We start from the raw sequence: 16,700 nt of genomic DNA on the forward strand, positions 1-16,700 counted from the left end.
ACTCATTCTCTCAAGCGACAACTATATTAGTATATCACAGCCATCTGTCTCTGTCAACAGATTTTTTAAACTTTTTTCAAGTTTTTTTAACCGCAATACACCATAGTCCGTACGGGATTCGAACCCGTGTTACCGCCGTGAAAAGGCGGTGTCTTAACCCCTTGACCAACGGACCTGAGCTTTTCAACTCTTTCTATTATACCTACTTTTTTACCTTTGTCAAGGACTTTTTTCAGTGAATTTAATTTTTTCTTTTCTTCACTAACTTAACCACTGCTTCTGTCCGTGCAGTGTGGGGAAACATATCGACCGACTGGATATACTGGAGGTCATAAACTTTTACCAGCTTAACCAAATCTCGTGCCAAGGTCGAAACATTGCAAGAAACATAGACCATTTTTTCTGGGACATAGGTCAGGATGGTATCCAGTAGCTTATCATCTAAGCCTGTACGAGGAGGGTCGACTATCAAGGCATCTGCTCGGTAGCCTTCTTTATACCAGCGTGGAATAATCTCTTCTGCTGTCCCCGCTTCGTAATGGGTATTGTCAAACCCCATTTTTTGAGCATTTCGCTTGGCATCTTCTATGGCTTCCGGAATAATATCCATTCCTCTGAGACTCTTGACCTTCTTTGCGAAGGCAAATCCGATCGTCCCAACACCGCAATAGGCATCAATCAGATGATCCTCTTTGCTGACATCCAGAGCTTTAACTGCTTCACTATAGAGAATTTCTGTCTGCTCAGGATTAAGCTGATAAAAAGCTCGGGGCGAGAGAGAAAACTCATAGTCCAGTACTCCTTCTTGAATGCTCTCTTGGCCCCAGATAATTTCCGTTTTTTCACCATAGATTTCACTTGTTTTTGCTGTATTTGTATTGACTGCAACTGTGACGACTTCTGGAAAATCCTTGACTAGGTCTTTGACTAGTTGATTCAAATTAAGCTGGCGATTCGTGACGATGATTATCTGGACTTGCCCCGTTTTTCTTGCTCTGCGTACCATGATGGTGCGAACACCGAGCGTTTTTCTCTCATCTGTAATTGGAATTTGGTGGTAAGTAAGAAGTTCAGCTAGGCGATTCGCTATCACTTGGGTTTCCTTATCTTGTACCAAGCAGTCTTTTAACTCTACGAGGTAATGAGAGTTTTGCTCATACAAACCTGCCTTGACCTGATTTTTAAATTTTCGAGTCTGGAATTGAAGCTTAGCACGGTAGTACTTTGGTTCCTGCATTCCGATAGTTGGACGGATTTCATAGTTTTCATATCCTGCAGGAGCAAATTTTTTCAGGGCTTGGCGGAGCAGATCCGTTTTGAACTCCAACTGTTTATCGTAGTGGAGGTGCATGATTTGGCAACCACCACATTCATTATAAATCGTACAAGCTGGTACGACTCGAAATTTAGACTTCTTATTAACCTTTAGTAATTTGGCTTCAACAAAGTTACGTTTAATAGAAGTAATCTGACAATAGATATCTTCTCCTTTGAGGGCGCCTGGCACAAAAACGAGGGTTTTCTGGTAGAAACCGATTCCTTCACCATTGATGCCCATCCGCTTGATTTTTAAATGTATTTTTTGTTTGACTTTCAGATTCATACCCCTATCTTATCACATTTTAGGGTATAATAGAACTATGAAAATCACAAAACTTGAAAAGAAAAAACGCCTCTACTTGATGGAGTTAGATGGACAGCAAACCTCTTATATCACGGAGGATACCATTGTCCGTTTTATGTTGTCTAAAGATAAGGTGGTTAGCGCTGAAGAATTGACCGAGATTCAGGGCTTTGCTCAGTTTTCTTATGGTAAGAATCTCGCCCTCTACCATCTATCATTTAAAGCTCGAACCGAAAAGGAAGTTCGTGAGTATCTCAAAAAGTATGATCTTGATGAAAAAATCACAAGTCAAGTTATCGCTAATCTTAAAGAAGATAACTGGATTAATGATCGTCAGTATGCCTACTCTATCATCAATGCAAATCAACTTTCTGGAGATAAGGGACCCTATGTGCTAGCTCAAAAACTGTCTCAAAAAGGGATTGCCAAATCAACGATAGAAGATGTTTCAAAGGATTTTGACTATACAGAAGTTGCTCAACGTGTGGCGGAGAAACTGCTAAAAAAATACACGGGAAAGCTTCCCGCTCGTGCCTTGCAGGATAAGATCATTCAAAACTTGACGAACAAAGGCTTCTCCTATTCTGATGCTAAAAGTGCTTTTGATGACTTGGACAGCCAAGTCGACCAAGAAACGACTCAAGAACTCATTTTTAAAGAGCTAGACAAACAATATGCTAAGTATGCTCGCAAATATGAAGGTTACGAACTAAAGCAACGATTAACTCAAGTTTTAGCTCGAAAAGGCTATGATTTTTCGGATATAGCTAGCGCTCTCAGAGAATATCTTTAATATTTTCGTGTAAAATTCAAAAAAATTAGACCGATTTATGATATAATAGTAAACGATAAACTTATAAATTGTAGAAAGTTGGTTAGTTATGAAACTTCCAAAAGAAGGCGACTTTATTACAATTCAAAGTTATAAGCATGATGGGAGTCTTCACCGTACTTGGCGAGACACCATGGTACTAAAAACAACAGAGAACGCCATTATCGGCGTCAACGACCACACACTTGTTACCGAAAGTGACGGTCGTCGTTGGGTGACTCGAGAACCGGCTATTGTTTACTTTCACAAAAAATATTGGTTTAATATCATTGCCATGATTCGCGATAATGGGATTTCCTACTATTGCAATATGGCAAGTCCTTACTATCTAGATGAGGAAGCCCTGAAATACATTGATTATGATTTGGATGTCAAGGTCTTCACTGATGGTGAAAAGCGTCTCTTGGACGTTGAAGAGTATGAGCGCCATAAACGCAAAATGAAGTATTCTGATGATTTAGACTATATTTTGAAAGAGCATGTTAAAATCCTTGTTGATTGGATCAACAATGGACGCGGTCCTTTCTCAGAGGCCTATGTCAACATTTGGTACAAACGCTACATAGAACTAAAGAATCGGTAAAGTTGTCAAACCGGGGTGAGAGCCCTGGTTTTTTATTTGAAAAACCCAGCCTGGAAGCTGGGTAATTGCTATATATCTAATTTAGTGACAGTAAACTTGATATGGGAATAGTCTTTTTCAACATCCTTATCCAGTAAGAAAGCTGTGGCATTCTTCTTAACCTGAACAAGATCAATGTTCTGAGCTTGAGCTGCATAGACGCATCCACAATAACATTGACGATAGATATCATACTCCTCGCACATCTCCACTGAACGTTTATAGCCTTGATTTTTCTTGAAATCACTTGGAAGATAGTGGGTGGTGTAAATCTTTTGCACATCGATTCCGATGCTGTTGATGGTTTGAGAGTTCTTATGGGGACTGATGGTCAAAGCTGAACCAAAGTAGTCAAAGCCCAAGTCCATAGCTACCTGTGCTGTTTTATCCAAACGGTAATCAAAACAAACCTTGCAACGGTCACCACCTTCGGGTTCTTCTTCCAGTCCTCTGACTAACTTCCGGTATTCATTGGGTTCATAAGGCGCTTCTAAATACTGGACCGTATTTCCTGTCCTCTCATTTAAATCACTGACAAATTTCTTGGTGACGTAAGCTCGCTTGTGGTATTCTGCCTTGGGATGGATGTTAGAATTGGCAAAATAGATGGTCACATCCGCGTACTTGGTCAGATACTCTAGGGTGTAGGTACTACAAGGAGCACAGCAAACATGCATGAGAATAGTGGGACGTTGCTCATTTTTTTCCCAAACTTGAACCATTTTCTGCATAACACGGTCATAATTAATCTTCTGATTAGGATTCATCTTGCTCAGAATTTCTTCTACATCGATCATGTTCTTCTCCTTTTTCTAGTCTTATTTTATCATATAAGTTAGGAGAGCTCAAATCTATTTAGAAGAGATTATCATAAAAAGAAGGGATATGCATTCCCTTCTTTGGTTTTTTTATAAGTTAATTTTACATCATCCCGCCCATCATGCTTGGATCCATGGCTGGAGCTGGGGCAACTGGTTCTGGTTTATTGGCTACGACTGCTTCTGTTGTCAAGATCAAGCTGGCTACAGATGCTGCATTTTGAAGGGCAGAACGGCTCACTTTAACTGGGTCAATGATTCCCTCTTCAATCATGTTGACCCACTCGCCAGTCGCTGCGTTGAAGCCTGTACCAACTTCCGCATTTTTCAAACGATCGATGACAATAGATCCTTCAAATCCTGCATTGTGGGCGATTTGACGAACAGGCTCTTCCAAGGCGCGGAGAACAATATTGCGTCCTGTTGCTTCATCTCCTGTCAATTCCAAATCAGCTACGGCTGGAATGACATTGGCAAGAGCAGTTCCACCGCCTGCAACGATTCCTTCTTCAACGGCTGCACGAGTAGCGTTGAGGGCATCTTCAATGCGGAGTTTCATTTCTTTCAACTCAGTTTCAGTTGCAGCTCCGACCTTGATGACTGCGACACCACCTGACAATTTTGCCAAGCGTTCTTGCAATTTTTCACGGTCAAATTCAGAAGTTGTTGTTTCGATTTGAGACTTGATAACCGCAACACGGTGGAAAATGGCTTCAGGATTTCCAGCACCTTCTACGATAACAGTGCTATCTTTGTCCACAGTTACTCTCGCTGCTTGACCTAGCGCCTCAATAGTAGCGTCTTTCAACTCAAGACCAAGATCCTCTGTGATGACTGTTCCGCCTGTCAAGATAGCGATGTCTTCTAACATAGCCTTACGACGGTCACCAAAGCCAGGGGCCTTAACTGCTACTACGTTGAAGGTTCCACGAATCTTGTTCAATACAAGAGTTGGAAGAGCTTCGCCATCTACATCATCCGCAATAATCAAGAGCGGACGGTTGCTTTGGAGAATGCTTTCTAGAAGTGGCAAGATTTCTTGAATATTGGAAATCTTCTTGTCAGTAATCAAAATGTAAGGATTTTCAAGGTCAGCGACCATTTTTTCGCTATCTGTCACCATGTACTGTGAAAGGTAACCGCGATCAAACTGCATTCCTTCAACAACTTCAAGTTCTGTTTCCATACCACGTGACTCTTCAATGGTGATGACTCCATCCTTGCCAACTTTTTCCATAGCTTCAGAGATGTATTCGCCGACTTTTTCAGAACGAGAAGATACAGCGGCAACCTGAGCGATGGCTTCTTTGTTGGCAACAGGAATGGCATTGTTTTTCAAGGCTTCTACAGCTGCGGCAACTGCAGCTTCAATCCCACGACGAATACCGATTGGGTTGGCACCCGCAGTAACGTTTTTGATTCCTTCGCGGACGATAGCTTGGGTCAAGACAGTTGCAGTCGTAGTCCCGTCACCTGCGATATCATTTGTTTTTGAAGCTACTTCTGATACCAATTTGGCACCCATATTTTCAAAATGGTCTTCCAACTCGATTTCTTTGGCAATGGTCACACCGTCATTGGTAATCAAAGGTGAGCCAAATGATTTTTCCAACACAACATTACGACCTTTTGGTCCTAAGGTTACTTTAACAGTGTCTGCAAGGATATCTACACCACGGACCATCGCTGAACGAGCATCAGATGAAAATTTAATTTCTTTTGACATACTTACTTTCTCCTTCTATTCTTCAATGATAGCCAAGATGTTAGCTTCGCCAACGATGATGTACTTTTCATCGCCATCTTTGACATCAATACCAGCGTGGGCTTCAACTAAGACACGGTCTCCAGCCTTAACGCTTGGAGCAACCAAGTCACCGTTCAAGGTACGAACCCCTTGTCCAGTAGCTACAACTTGGGCTGTTTTTGTTTTTTCTTGGGCTGAGCCCGCAAGGACAAAGCCTCCAGCAGTTTGTTCTTTTTCTTCGATTTTCAAGACCACACGGTCTCCTAATGGTTTCAACATCTGTTTTCCTCCATGATAAACTACATATTATTAGCACTCTTTATATATGAGTGCTAATTTATAGTTCTATTGTATCACTTGGTCAGAAATAGTCAAGAAAAAAGTCTGACTTTCTCAAGATAAAAAGCCTGAGATTGACTCAGGCTCTTCTATGCTTAAAATGGCAATTCTTCCTCTTCCAAGACCAAATCTGCTAAGTCTTGACCTGCGTTATTTTCACGCATGGCACGTTGGGCGCGGCTTTCCAAGAGTTGGAATCCTGTCACGAGAACTTCGGTCACATAGTTAGTCTGACCATTTTTCTCAAAACGACGGGTACGAAGTTCTCCATCCACAGAGATAAGACTACCTTTAGTTGCGTAACTTGCCAAGGTTTCAGCCAATTTCCCCCAAAGAACAAGATTGACAAAATCAGCTTCACGTTCACCGTTTTGGTCTTTGTAACGACGATTCACAGCGATAGTTGCTCGCGCTACTGACTTGTCATTGTTGGTTTTGTGCAATTCTGGTGTAGACGTCAAGCGCCCGATCATGATAACTTTATTATACATATTTTCTTCCTCCTACTTATCTATTCGTAGGAAATCAAAAAAGTTACAGAAATTTGTAACTTTTCGAGGAAAATTTTTTACTTTTTATGAACCATAAATCCAGTCGCCTGTTGATTGGCCATAATAGTCATATCTGTAATCTGCACACGACGGGGTTGACTGGTCACATAGACAACTGTGTCTGCGATGTCTTGAGCTTGCAGGGCCTCAATTCCCTGATAGACGGTTGCAGCACGCTCTTTGTCACCGTGGAAACGTACCGCAGAAAAATCTGTTTCGACAATTCCTGGCTGAATAGTGGTCACCTTGATATCCGTTACGATGGTATCAATTCGCAAACCATCTGAAAAAGTCTTGACCGCAGCCTTGGTGGCTGAGTAAACAGCTGCCCCAGCATAGGCATAGATTCCTGCGGTCGATCCCATATTGATAATATGACCTTGATTGGCTGCTACCATAGAAGGCAAGAAACAGCGAGTAACTGCCATCAAACCCTTGACGTTGGTATCCAACATGGTCAGCATATCCAATTCTTCATAGTCTTGATAGGGAGCCAAGCCAAGAGCTAGTCCAGCGTTATTGACTAATATATCAATCTGCCCTATCGTTTCCAAAATATCGGAGCAGACAGTCTTGACCATGGTCATATCCGTGACATCCAGTGGAAAGGTCCAAACGGTTTGATTAGGAAAAGTTTCTGCAAACTCTGACTTGAGAGTCTCTAGTCTGTCTGTCCGTCGCCCTGTTAGAACGACATTCTCCCCCTGCTCCAGATAAGCACGCGCAATCGCTTCACCGATTCCTGAGGTCGCTCCTGTAATCACTACATTTTTCGCCATCTTATCCCCCTCTATCTGGTCTATCAAATACCGACAATTTCCTAGGCCGTCCAGTGTTTGGCTGGGTCAAATGGAGTTCCGACAACTTGGTCTTCTGATAATTCAATAACCCCACGTTTTAGCGGAGCATTTGGCAAGGCAAGTTCACGAGGGCTGCACATCATACCAAAACTCTTTTCACCACGAAGTTCGCCTGGGAAAATGAGATTGCCTTTTGGCATCATAGCTCCAGGAAGAGCTACAATGGTTTTCAACCCAACACGCGCATTGGGAGCCCCTGCAACGATTTGCACTGTCTTATCACTTGCAACGGCCACTTGACAGATGTTGAGGTGGTCGCTATCTGGATGGGCTACCATCTCAACAATCTCACCAACAACAAACTTAGGTTCCTTGTCATTGACAATTTCTTCTGTAAATCCTTCCGCCTGCAATTCTTGGTTCAAACGTGCTACTTGCTCATCTGTCAAAAAGACTTGACCGCGCTCTGCAATTTCGAACAAACTTGAAACTTCGAAAATATTCCAAGCTACTGTTTCCCCATTATCTTTGAGGAAAACACGGGCTACTTTGCCTTTGCGCTCCACGTCTAGTTTGGCATCTCCGCTGTTTTTCACGATGATCATAAGGACATCGCCAACATGCTCTTTATTATATGTAAAAATCATTCTTTCCTTTTCTCCTATTTCAGTTCTGCTAAAAAGTCGTTAATTTGTTGCTTGCTTTTACGGTCGCGATTGACAAATCGGCCGATTTCCTTGTCCTTTTCTAGCACAACAAGGCTAGGAATCCCGTACACATCCCAGAGTTTGGCTAGATCCATGTACTGGTCACGGTCCACTCGAATAAATGTGAACTCTGGATTTGTCTCCTCAATCTCTGGCAAGGCAGGATAGATATAACGACAATCGCCACACCAGTCCGCCACAAAAAGAAAGACCTTCTTGCCATCTTGCTCGACAAAACCTGCTAGTTCTTCTATACTATTGGGAGTAATCATAAGACTTCCTCCTCATAGACCAGGTCTTCATTTTCATAGACAAAGGTGTAATGACGGCCATCCTCGAAAATGACTCCTCCGACAAGTCGCTCTAGGCTACTTTCGTAGACTTGAACATAGAGAGTCGCAATCTCACCCATATCTGAGAAAAGTTCGCGCACGATAGCGGTCAACTCTTCTTGCGTCTTCATGAGTTTGTGGTTATCTGCTGCTTTTTTAGCCCCTAAAGCAAGGGCACTTAGACCAGCCACAGTCAAGCCAGTCATCCATAATTTCTTAGCTTTCATACCATTCATTGTAACACAAAAAGGGCTCTAGGACAAATAGGGAAGCCGTATATGAGCAAGGAAAATCTCTTCCATTACTGTGGAAAGAAAACTTCTGATTCTTATTGGCAAGCGCCTGAGTTAGCAAGATTTTCCTGAATGAATAAAAAACCTCTGAGATTGTTCTCAAAGGTTCTGATTTTGCTAATTGCTGTTCTCAACTGCTGCAGTAACAAAGGCAGTGTAGAGTTCTTCTGGGCGATTTGGACGGCTGGAAAGTTCAGGGTGATATTGACAAGCCACAAAGAATTTATTTTCAGGAATTTCCACAATTTCTACCAAACGATTGTCTGGAGAAACTCCTGAAAAGACAAAACCTGCTGCCTCAAACTGTTCACGAAAGGCGTTGTTAAACTCATAACGGTGACGGTGACGGCGTTGCACCACTTCTTGATTATGATAAGCAGCCGCTGCTTTAGAGCCACGTTTCAACTTAGATGGATAAAGTCCCAAACGAAGGGTGCCACCCATATCCTCAACATCAACCTGGTCACGCATAATATCAATGATAGGGTATTTTGTATCTGGTGCAAGTTCTGCAGAATTGGCACCTTCAAGCCCTAAAACGTGACGAGCAAACTCGATACAAGTCAACTGCATTCCCAAGCAGACTCCCAACATTGGAACATCATTTTCACGCGCATAACGGATGGCTTGGATTTTCCCTTCCGTACCACGTTGGCCAAAACCTCCTGGTACGATGATTCCGTCCGCATCAGACAAGAGCTCTGCTACATTCTCTGCTGTCACATCATTGGCATTGATCCAATTAATCTTCACTTCTGCGTCGTTGGCATAACCAGAGTGTTTCAAGGCTTCAACCACTGAGATGTAGGCATCTTGCAACTCCACATACTTACCAACGAGGGAAATCTTAACTTGTTTTTTCAGGTTCATGACCTTGTCCACCATGGCTGACCACTCTGTCATATCCGCTGCTGGTGCATCTAGTTTCAAATGGTCACAAACAATTTGGTCCATACCTTGTGCCTGCAAGTTCAATGGAATTTGGTAAAGGTGTTCGACATCCAAAGACTCGATAACGGCTTCTGGTGCCACGTCACAAAACTGAGCTAGTTTGTTTTTAATGCCTTGACCAGCTGGTTTTTCTGTACGAATGACCAACATATTTGGCTGGATTCCCAAACCGCGTAATTCTTTTACAGAATGTTGAGTTGGCTTGGTCTTCATCTCACCTGCAGCCTTGAGATAAGGAAGCAAGGTTGTGTGGATATACATAACATTATCCGCACCCACATCTGCCTTCATCTGACGAAGAGCCTCTAAAAATGGCAAGGACTCGATATCCCCAACTGTTCCACCAACCTCTGTGATAATGACATCAGAGTCGGTCGTTAGAGCGGCACGCTTGATTTTTTCTTTCAAAGCATCTGTGATATGAGGAATAACTTGAACAGTTGCCCCAAGGTACTCGCCACGGCGCTCCTTACGAAGAACTTCACTGTAAATTTTACCAGTTGTCACGTTGGAATATTTGTTGAGATTGATATCGATGAAACGTTCATAGTGCCCCAAGTCCAAATCTGTCTCAGCCCCATCATCTGTCACAAAGACTTCTCCGTGCTGGTAAGGACTCATGGTTCCCGGATCGATATTGATATAAGGGTCAAACTTCTGAATGGTTACTTTGAGACCACGATTTTTCAAGAGACGCCCCAGACTTGCTGCGACAATCCCTTTCCCAATAGACGACACCACACCACCAGTTACAAAAATATATTTCGTAGACATAAATTCCTCTTTCTAAAATGCTCAAGGTCTTGTTAACTACGAGGGGAGATAGAAAACAAGACCCTTATGAATAACGACATTTCAAGAAAACTTCCTGAAAAAACAAAAACAGCTCCCTAGTAACTAGGGAGCCCCGACCTCTAAAAGAGGTGCCCGAACAATATAATACCTCAAAGCAGATCATTTGTCAACCCGAATTGGTAAAAGATCAAAAAAGGAGATTGTTTTCAGAAAAAAACTAAAGATCCGCATTCAAACGGGCAACACGCTCAAGGAACAAAAAAGGAGATCAGGCGATCTCCTCTGTGAAGTCTTTTACTCTTCTTCACTCGTTTCAGCTTCATCGTCAGAAAACTCGTCGTCTTCTTCGTTGAGATCCACGTCTTCACCCAAGTCATCAGGGGCGATTTCGTTGATTTCCGCATCATAAGCTTCCACTTCATTTTTCTCATCATCTGGATTTTCATCATCATATGAAAGAGCTGGGTCTGCTTCGTATGCATCTTCGTCTTCTGGATCATCTGCATTGTAGTCAATGGCATCTGAATCACCATCCATAAAGGCATTGACACGTTTTTTCTTAGCTTTTGGTGCTACTTCATCGTCGTCACTTTCTTCAAGAGCGATGATTTCTTCGTCGATTTCGTCCACACCATACCATGAACGAAGACCCCATTTGTTGTCCCCAAGTGAGATGAAGCTACCGTCAAAGTTCAACTCTGTGTAGAACAAAGGCAAAGCTTCGCGGATATCGCTGTTTGATGTTCCAAGGTAGTTTTGAATTTCGTTTACAAGATCGCTAAAATGCATCTCATGATCGCGACCACGAAGTTCCAAGATAGCACGCGCTACCTCAATCATAGATAGTTCACTTTTTTCTTGCCCAGCAAATACTTCTAATTCCAAAGCGTTTCTCCTCATTTTTACTACTATCGCCAGAGCGAACAGACTCTGACCTCATTTTATCATGTACTCTTTATTGTACGATAATTTTGCGGAATAGTCAAAGGTTAAATGGGGGAAAGTGACAGGACTTTTTATTTCTTTGCTACCCAGCCAATTGTGTCGATGGGTGGGTTTTCAGTGTCAATCCAGATGAATTCGATGAGATAATGTATGAAAATTAAGCTGCAATGTTGTACTTCTCAGAGCGGTTCGAACTTACATAATTTGTTATATAGTAAGATAAATTTCCTTAGAGATATTAGTCTCGATCTGTTTTGATATCAAAATTAATTAAATTAAAATTTCAGTTGGCTATTTCGAAAATAGTTATCATCTATAAAATCTAATACTTCTGTAATACTACAAATTAATGATTCATTTTTTTGTTCTGACTGATTAGATTTACGTTTAATAATATTAAGTGAAGAATAGACATAGTCTAACTTATATAATTCTTTAGATAATCCTAAAGTTTTTATATACTTCTCCGCCAAACTTCTTTGCACTTCTGAGATATCATTATTCGTTACAATCGCTCCTCTATTATTTCTATAAAATAATTTTTTATACTCTTCACCTAAAGGATCCAAATTAGAAGGAAGAGGTTTTTTATTTTTGGTTGTATTACATATTGGACAACTTAATGCCAAATTATTATAGTCATCTATTAACGCTTTATTGTCTATTTGACTTTTAATATGTTCTATATGGAAACTAGCTGCACCATATCGCTTACAATTCCACCCACAATATATACACTTCCCTTCAAAGTCTTCCACTAAATATTCTTTTAATAATGATCTCTGACTTTTAACAGAATACTTTTCAATAACATTTTCTCGTCTATGTGGTAAAGATTCAAATCCTCTATAATCTTGCTTATATAATTTCCTGATATAATTCACTATACATCTCCCGATTCATCAATAATTTTATAAGCCTTTTCTATTAAACTGTCTAAACGATCAGCAACATCATCATTTAAGAGTCGAGGCTGATTAATAGAAAATTGATGTTCTATTTTAGTTTCATTAATTGCTACTTCCGTTGAAAAAGCATCTGATTTCTTTAAACCTTGATTTACTCTCTCTAGTGTATTGATGTTTTCTATCCCTAATTTAACTTGCTCATCAATATATTCTAACATACTATCTATTTCATCTTCCTTAGTGAATACCTCTCCATTCAGAGAGTATCCATCTTTAGAAAATTTTTTCTCTACTGACGAATCAATTTGGACATCATCACTATGTGAAGTATATATACAAACAGGAAAAAGTGGATTTTGCTTTTTAATAGTTTGCCATAATTCAATAGCATCACCATAAATGTTACTATTAGTTAAATCATAATCCAAAATAATTCCATATTTTTCTTGTGAATACAGTTTTTCCAAGAACTTTTCCTTAGATTCTTCATTTATTACTCCCAAAAACTCAATACTATAGCCCTTTTTAGAAAATTTTTTCTCCAATTCTCCTAATGTATAAATAGTATCTTCATCATCATCAATATAATAAATTATTTTTTTATCAAACATTCTATTTTATTCCACCTTTTAAGGTCATTTTAATTTTAAACCCTCTTTCACCAGGCTTAGACAGCAATTCTTTATCTCCTTTTAGATTAGATATAACTGAAGATAAAATTGACATCCCCATACCAGTTCCACCTTTATTATAAGATTTATATGGCTCAAAAATCATATCTGACTTTTCAATTTTCTTATTTAAACCATTGCCATTATCTTTATAAGTAATGCTAATAAGTACATCATCAACAACTTCTAAAGCAATATTGATAACTCTATGATTAATTTTATTTGGAGATTTAAAACTTTTATAAGAATTAGTTATTAAATTTAGGAAAATACTATCTAACTGCGTCTCGCTTGCATAAACATAAACTTTTTTTATTTTCTCAGGTAATTCCTCTAAAGAAGATTTACCATTAACCAAATAGTCATATGAATAAAAATTATCTTTAATTGAATTATCCCACCAAGAATAGACTTTAAAAAGATAAGAAGGTAGATTAATTTTTTCTTTCTTATCCCTCGTCGGATTATTAACACTACTTTCTATGAATCCTAGTATATTGGTTGCCTTTCGCTCAACCGCCTCTGAAAAGTCATATAAATTATATCGTTTCTCAATGTTATGAAAATCAGACTTAAAAAGTTTTGAATAATAATCTCCTGTATCTTTTAAATTTTGAGGAATCATTTTAAAGAACATCTTATCATTCTTAATTTGATGCGCAAAAGTTGACATAACAATACCTTGAGTCGCCATAGTTCGTAATGTATCACTCTCGCTAACAAGTGAACTATTTTCTTCAGCCGTGGTATCCTGTAATGAATACATTTCAAATAATGATTGTGGATTAGAGACCAATGCTTCATATTCTGGATCTTGATATAATTCTTTTAAGTTACCTTGGTGTTTATTAACAAGACTATCTAATTTTTTCTTTGTTTTTTTCCCTTCTTCACTAAAATGTTGTACATTTGCTTGCTCTTTTAAAAAATCATTATACAAAATAATAATTTCTGAACGTATTGAAGAAAAATCTTTTACAATTCTAAAAATAATACTTTCAAGATATTCAAATTCCGCACTATTTTTTAAACCTTCGCGATTGGCTTGATCTTCGAAACCACCATTCTTTTCCTTAGTGATATTTACATAACCACTTAATTGATTGGCTTGCATAATATAACCACTACGGGCAACCCCAGCTGGGTTTTTTGCACGCTCATTTTCAATTCCTAGCCAATCAAATCCTATAGTATCAATCTCTCCGTATGGTCTAATCCTAAAACCATCTCGATACAATAGAATTCCAGGTTCAATATCAACAGTATTTGTTCCCATTGCTGGTTTCTTTAAAAAAGGATATTTATTAGAACCTGTTTTCTTTGTAAAATAGAGAACTCCATCAAAATCGCCTATAGGATTATTAGGCATATTATCAGTAACATACTCTGAAATTTTGAATTCTCTTTCAAAATGATATCTATTTCTCTTTCTACCATTATTATCTTGAATGTAGTCTTTTAATTTATCAAATTTCGCATTTACAAAATCTGGTGGTAACTGATTAATATCAATTTCATCAAAATATCCATCTAAAACTAACATATCACTATCATGTGAAAAGACAAAAGAAACCTCCGCATCTGTTGAAACATCGGATAAAGATGGCTCTATTTCTTCTTTTTCTTCAAAGTAGTCTAATATAATTCTAAATTCGCCTGACTTCTCTAATTTAAGGGGGTTTTTTAACTTATTTAAGGTAAGCTTCAACAAAGAATAATTTGTTCCTGACTGCCCCTTATCTGATAGTAACCATTCATCTTTCAACTCACTGGCTATTAAAATTGTTCCTGAACATTTTGGGTTTTCTAAACCTCTATTTGTATACTCTGAAATGAACTCATTCAATGATAATTGTTCAATATTTACTTTTACAGTATCTAAAGCTTTCCCTGTTATGAAGTTATTCCAATTTATACTAAATCTATATGCTTCACTACCATTTGAAGTAATAACACAGCTTATATTCCCAAGTCTACCAAGTGATAATCTTCCTATTCCCATAGAACCATTCATCACACGTTCAGAATCTAGGTGTTTTATTGAAGTAATATAAGTCTTATCATCAGTCCCTAATGTGAAAAAGACATTAATGATTTTATCCAAACTCATCCCTTGACCGTAGTCAATTATTTCTAAAGAAGTAGCTCTCTTGTCTTTTCTTTCATTAATAATTACATCTTTTCCAATTATTCGAATATTTACTTGATTCGAAAATGCATCGTAACTATTTTTTACTAATTCCAATATTGCACTTCTGTAATCTAGTACATTATCTCTCCCTAAAAGATTTACAGTTCTGGTTGTTGATTTAAAGCTCACTTTTTTCACAATTTCAGCCATTGTTTATCCCTCATAATCTTATTGGATAGTTTTTTATATCATTCACAGATATACGGATTGATTTACCACTCGCATTAATTGCTCTAGTTTCTATATAATTATAAAAATCTTCTGATTCAAGAATATTTCTTGCATAATCTAGTCCTTCTTCCGCTATTGGAATAATATAAAATCCTGAATATGGTATTGTCTGAGAATCTAACTCGTATACATTTATTTTCTCAGTAATTACCGATGAAATCATTAATTTTTCTTGATTCATGAATTTTAAGCCTTGTGAGCGGCCATACTCAAACCATTCCCCATCAGATTTTCTATTATCTAAAACCTCTTTCCATCCTCTAAGATATCTAGTTGCTTTAGGAAATTTTATTTCAAATTCTTCTCCCGAATATCTCATAAGTTCATTATTTACAAATTTATATGGGAAAATAATTTTATCTATAATATTTTTCGATAACTTTCTTGGACTAGCCGCAGGTTTTAAAATTTCATCCTCTAAGTCCAAATTTTCCGGCTCAGGAATTATAAATACCTTATTAGACAATGTAGCTACGCTGTTTGAGACTTTAAATAACTCTCCAAAGGTTAACTGATTGGCTTTAAATTCGATATTCTCAATAAAATACCATTTAGATCCCAAATCTTCTTTTTTTATAAGAAAAGATTTGTTAAAATCACTATCAATATATTCTAAGTATTTACTTATCCTAGAATTGTCAATAACTATAATTGCTGATGATGTTAAAATTTTTCCAAAAATATGCGTATGTCTATAGTCAATTAATTGTAGAATATTCTTTTTAAAAATTTCTCTTAGATTTTCAGCAAAAACATTTTTAAATATGCTATTAGGGATTAGATAACACATTTTTCCTGTTGTTTTTTTTAAATCTAGTAAACTCTTTTCAATAAAAGCATAACAATAATCAAACTTACCTTTTTTACAAGATATAAAATTGTTTTTTAAGAATTTTCTATCCAGAAAATTAAGTTCTTGATAGGTGATGTATGGAGGATTACCAACAATAAAATCAAATCTCATTTTAAGATTGTATCTTAAATAATCATCAGAAAGAATTTGCCAGTTTACCTCTTGAATTCCGTATTCCAAAGCAATATTATCTAAGTTTTTTAAACAATTTTCCTTTAATTGATGGTCAATTTCAAAAGCAACAAAGTATTTTTCTAAATCAGATTTTATGGATGAAATGGAATATCTGTACTTAAGTGCTACTTCAATGTATCTTTTAATTGCTACACACAAAATATTTCCTTCACCTACAGAATTCTCTAAAAAATATTTTTTAAGTATATTTTTCCCATCATATTCTACCTTATCAAGCATAAAATGAACATATTTTTCAGGGGTAAAAACTTGGAATTTTTCCATATTCGTTATTTATAGATCGCTTTCTAACGTT

17 protein-coding genes and 1 tRNA gene are annotated in these 16,700 nt (G+C 38.0%); 2 read left to right on the plus strand and 16 right to left on the minus strand.

All coding sequences use genetic code 11. The features are described 5' to 3' along the window. Positions 1-103: 103 nt before the first annotated feature. Both HMPREF8578_RS02325 and rlmD read right to left on the minus strand, forming a co-directional pair. A tRNA-Glu gene (locus HMPREF8578_RS02325) sits at positions 104-175 on the minus strand. Positions 176-241: 66 nt separating this feature from the next. After that, a complete protein-coding gene (gene rlmD / locus HMPREF8578_RS02330; RefSeq protein ID WP_001050257.1) occupies positions 242-1,603 on the minus strand; it encodes a 23S rRNA (uracil(1939)-C(5))-methyltransferase RlmD in 1,362 nt (453 codons plus the stop codon). Positions 1,604-1,640: 37 nt separating this feature from the next. Between rlmD and recX the strand changes: the two genes are divergently transcribed. Together recX and ntdP are read left to right on the plus strand one after the other, a co-directional pair. Further along, on the plus strand, positions 1,641-2,417 hold the full coding sequence (gene recX / locus HMPREF8578_RS02335; RefSeq protein ID WP_000705063.1) for a recombination regulator RecX: 777 nt from the start codon (positions 1,641-1,643) through the stop codon (positions 2,415-2,417). An 88-nt stretch (positions 2,418-2,505) separates the two neighbouring features. Continuing rightward, complete coding sequence (gene ntdP / locus HMPREF8578_RS02340) at positions 2,506-3,039, plus strand: nucleoside tri-diphosphate phosphatase (RefSeq protein ID WP_000775318.1); 534 nt, start codon at positions 2,506-2,508, stop codon at positions 3,037-3,039. A gap of 68 nt (positions 3,040-3,107) precedes the next feature. On the opposite strand, the gene HMPREF8578_RS02345 is transcribed toward ntdP, so the two are convergent. From HMPREF8578_RS02345 to HMPREF8578_RS02410, 14 genes are all read right to left on the minus strand, one after another. After that, complete coding sequence (locus tag HMPREF8578_RS02345) at positions 3,108-3,875, minus strand: epoxyqueuosine reductase QueH (RefSeq protein WP_000567575.1); 768 nt, start codon at positions 3,873-3,875, stop codon at positions 3,108-3,110. Between the two features lie 124 nt (positions 3,876-3,999). After that, entirely contained in the window at positions 4,000-5,622 is a 1,623-nt protein-coding gene (gene groL, locus HMPREF8578_RS02350) for a chaperonin GroEL (protein WP_000031550.1), read from the minus strand. Between the two features lie 15 nt (positions 5,623-5,637). Beyond that, positions 5,638-5,922, minus strand: coding sequence for a co-chaperone GroES (groES, locus tag HMPREF8578_RS02355; protein ID WP_000917312.1), 285 nt, complete (start codon positions 5,920-5,922; stop codon positions 5,638-5,640). Positions 5,923-6,077: 155 nt separating this feature from the next. Further along, a complete protein-coding gene (locus HMPREF8578_RS02360; RefSeq protein WP_000282462.1) occupies positions 6,078-6,473 on the minus strand; it encodes a single-stranded DNA-binding protein in 396 nt (131 codons plus the stop codon). Positions 6,474-6,550: 77 nt separating this feature from the next. After that, complete coding sequence (locus tag HMPREF8578_RS02365) at positions 6,551-7,312, minus strand: SDR family NAD(P)-dependent oxidoreductase (RefSeq protein WP_001107793.1); 762 nt, start codon at positions 7,310-7,312, stop codon at positions 6,551-6,553. Between the two features lie 41 nt (positions 7,313-7,353). Continuing rightward, complete coding sequence (gene ytpR, locus HMPREF8578_RS02370; RefSeq protein ID WP_000578272.1) at positions 7,354-7,980, minus strand: YtpR family tRNA-binding protein; 627 nt, start codon at positions 7,978-7,980, stop codon at positions 7,354-7,356. 14 nt (positions 7,981-7,994) lie between these two features. After that, positions 7,995-8,312 (minus strand): thioredoxin family protein, encoded by a 318-nt coding sequence (locus HMPREF8578_RS02375; protein WP_000632566.1) that lies wholly within the window; start codon positions 8,310-8,312, stop codon positions 7,995-7,997. Beyond that, entirely contained in the window at positions 8,309-8,608 is a 300-nt protein-coding gene (locus HMPREF8578_RS02380) for a DUF4651 domain-containing protein (RefSeq protein ID WP_002875970.1), read from the minus strand. The genes HMPREF8578_RS02375 and HMPREF8578_RS02380 overlap by 4 nt, the downstream gene beginning before the upstream one ends. A 174-nt stretch (positions 8,609-8,782) precedes the next feature. Next, complete coding sequence (locus HMPREF8578_RS02385) at positions 8,783-10,390, minus strand: CTP synthase (RefSeq protein WP_000105253.1); 1,608 nt, start codon at positions 10,388-10,390, stop codon at positions 8,783-8,785. Between the two features lie 315 nt (positions 10,391-10,705). Next, positions 10,706-11,296: a DNA-directed RNA polymerase subunit delta gene (gene rpoE, locus HMPREF8578_RS02390; RefSeq protein ID WP_000418418.1), complete on the minus strand. Its 591-nt coding sequence runs from the start codon at positions 11,294-11,296 to the stop codon at positions 10,706-10,708. A 335-nt stretch (positions 11,297-11,631) separates the two neighbouring features. Next, positions 11,632-12,240: an HNH endonuclease signature motif containing protein gene (locus HMPREF8578_RS02395; RefSeq protein ID WP_001106785.1), complete on the minus strand. Its 609-nt coding sequence runs from the start codon at positions 12,238-12,240 to the stop codon at positions 11,632-11,634. After that, a complete protein-coding gene (locus tag HMPREF8578_RS02400) occupies positions 12,240-12,875 on the minus strand; it encodes a response regulator receiver domain (RefSeq protein WP_000459767.1) in 636 nt (211 codons plus the stop codon). Before HMPREF8578_RS02400 ends, HMPREF8578_RS02395 begins: the two co-directional genes overlap by 1 nt. 1 nt (position 12,876) lies before the next feature. Continuing rightward, the gene (locus HMPREF8578_RS02405; RefSeq protein ID WP_000818170.1) at positions 12,877-15,276 is read right to left on the minus strand and encodes an ATP-binding protein; all 2,400 of its coding nucleotides are present in this window, start codon (positions 15,274-15,276) and stop codon (positions 12,877-12,879) included. A 10-nt stretch (positions 15,277-15,286) separates the two neighbouring features. After that, positions 15,287-16,669 (minus strand): Eco57I restriction-modification methylase domain-containing protein, encoded by a 1,383-nt coding sequence (locus HMPREF8578_RS02410; RefSeq protein WP_000410577.1) that lies wholly within the window; start codon positions 16,667-16,669, stop codon positions 15,287-15,289. Positions 16,670-16,700 lie beyond the last annotated feature (31 nt).

The sequence above is a fragment of the Streptococcus oralis ATCC 49296 genome (assembly GCF_000185265.1).
Lineage (GTDB): Bacteria > Bacillota > Bacilli > Lactobacillales > Streptococcaceae > Streptococcus > Streptococcus oralis_BC.

Bases quoted from the DNA above. Each gene is read 5' to 3' on its own strand.
- rlmD (WP_001050257.1), bottom strand. From the start codon at position 1,603: ATGAATCTGAAAGTCAAACAAAAAATACATTTAAAAATCAAGCGGATG.
- recX (WP_000705063.1), top strand. From the start codon at position 1,641: ATGAAAATCACAAAACTTGAAAAGAAAAAACGCCTCTACTTGATGGAG.
- ntdP (WP_000775318.1), top strand. From the start codon at position 2,506: ATGAAACTTCCAAAAGAAGGCGACTTTATTACAATTCAAAGTTATAAG.
- HMPREF8578_RS02345 (WP_000567575.1), bottom strand. From the start codon at position 3,875: ATGATCGATGTAGAAGAAATTCTGAGCAAGATGAATCCTAATCAGAAG.
- groL (WP_000031550.1), bottom strand. From the start codon at position 5,622: ATGTCAAAAGAAATTAAATTTTCATCTGATGCTCGTTCAGCGATGGTC.
- groES (WP_000917312.1), bottom strand. From the start codon at position 5,922: ATGTTGAAACCATTAGGAGACCGTGTGGTCTTGAAAATCGAAGAAAAA.
- HMPREF8578_RS02360 (WP_000282462.1), bottom strand. From the start codon at position 6,473: ATGTATAATAAAGTTATCATGATCGGGCGCTTGACGTCTACACCAGAA.
- HMPREF8578_RS02365 (WP_001107793.1), bottom strand. From the start codon at position 7,312: ATGGCGAAAAATGTAGTGATTACAGGAGCGACCTCAGGAATCGGTGAA.
- ytpR (WP_000578272.1), bottom strand. From the start codon at position 7,980: ATGATTTTTACATATAATAAAGAGCATGTTGGCGATGTCCTTATGATC.
- HMPREF8578_RS02375 (WP_000632566.1), bottom strand. From the start codon at position 8,312: ATGATTACTCCCAATAGTATAGAAGAACTAGCAGGTTTTGTCGAGCAA.
- HMPREF8578_RS02380 (WP_002875970.1), bottom strand. From the start codon at position 8,608: ATGAATGGTATGAAAGCTAAGAAATTATGGATGACTGGCTTGACTGTG.
- HMPREF8578_RS02385 (WP_000105253.1), bottom strand. From the start codon at position 10,390: ATGTCTACGAAATATATTTTTGTAACTGGTGGTGTGGTGTCGTCTATT.
- HMPREF8578_RS02400 (WP_000459767.1), bottom strand. From the start codon at position 12,875: ATGTTTGATAAAAAAATAATTTATTATATTGATGATGATGAAGATACT.
- HMPREF8578_RS02405 (WP_000818170.1), bottom strand. From the start codon at position 15,276: ATGGCTGAAATTGTGAAAAAAGTGAGCTTTAAATCAACAACCAGAACT.
- HMPREF8578_RS02410 (WP_000410577.1), bottom strand. From the start codon at position 16,669: ATGGAAAAATTCCAAGTTTTTACCCCTGAAAAATATGTTCATTTTATG.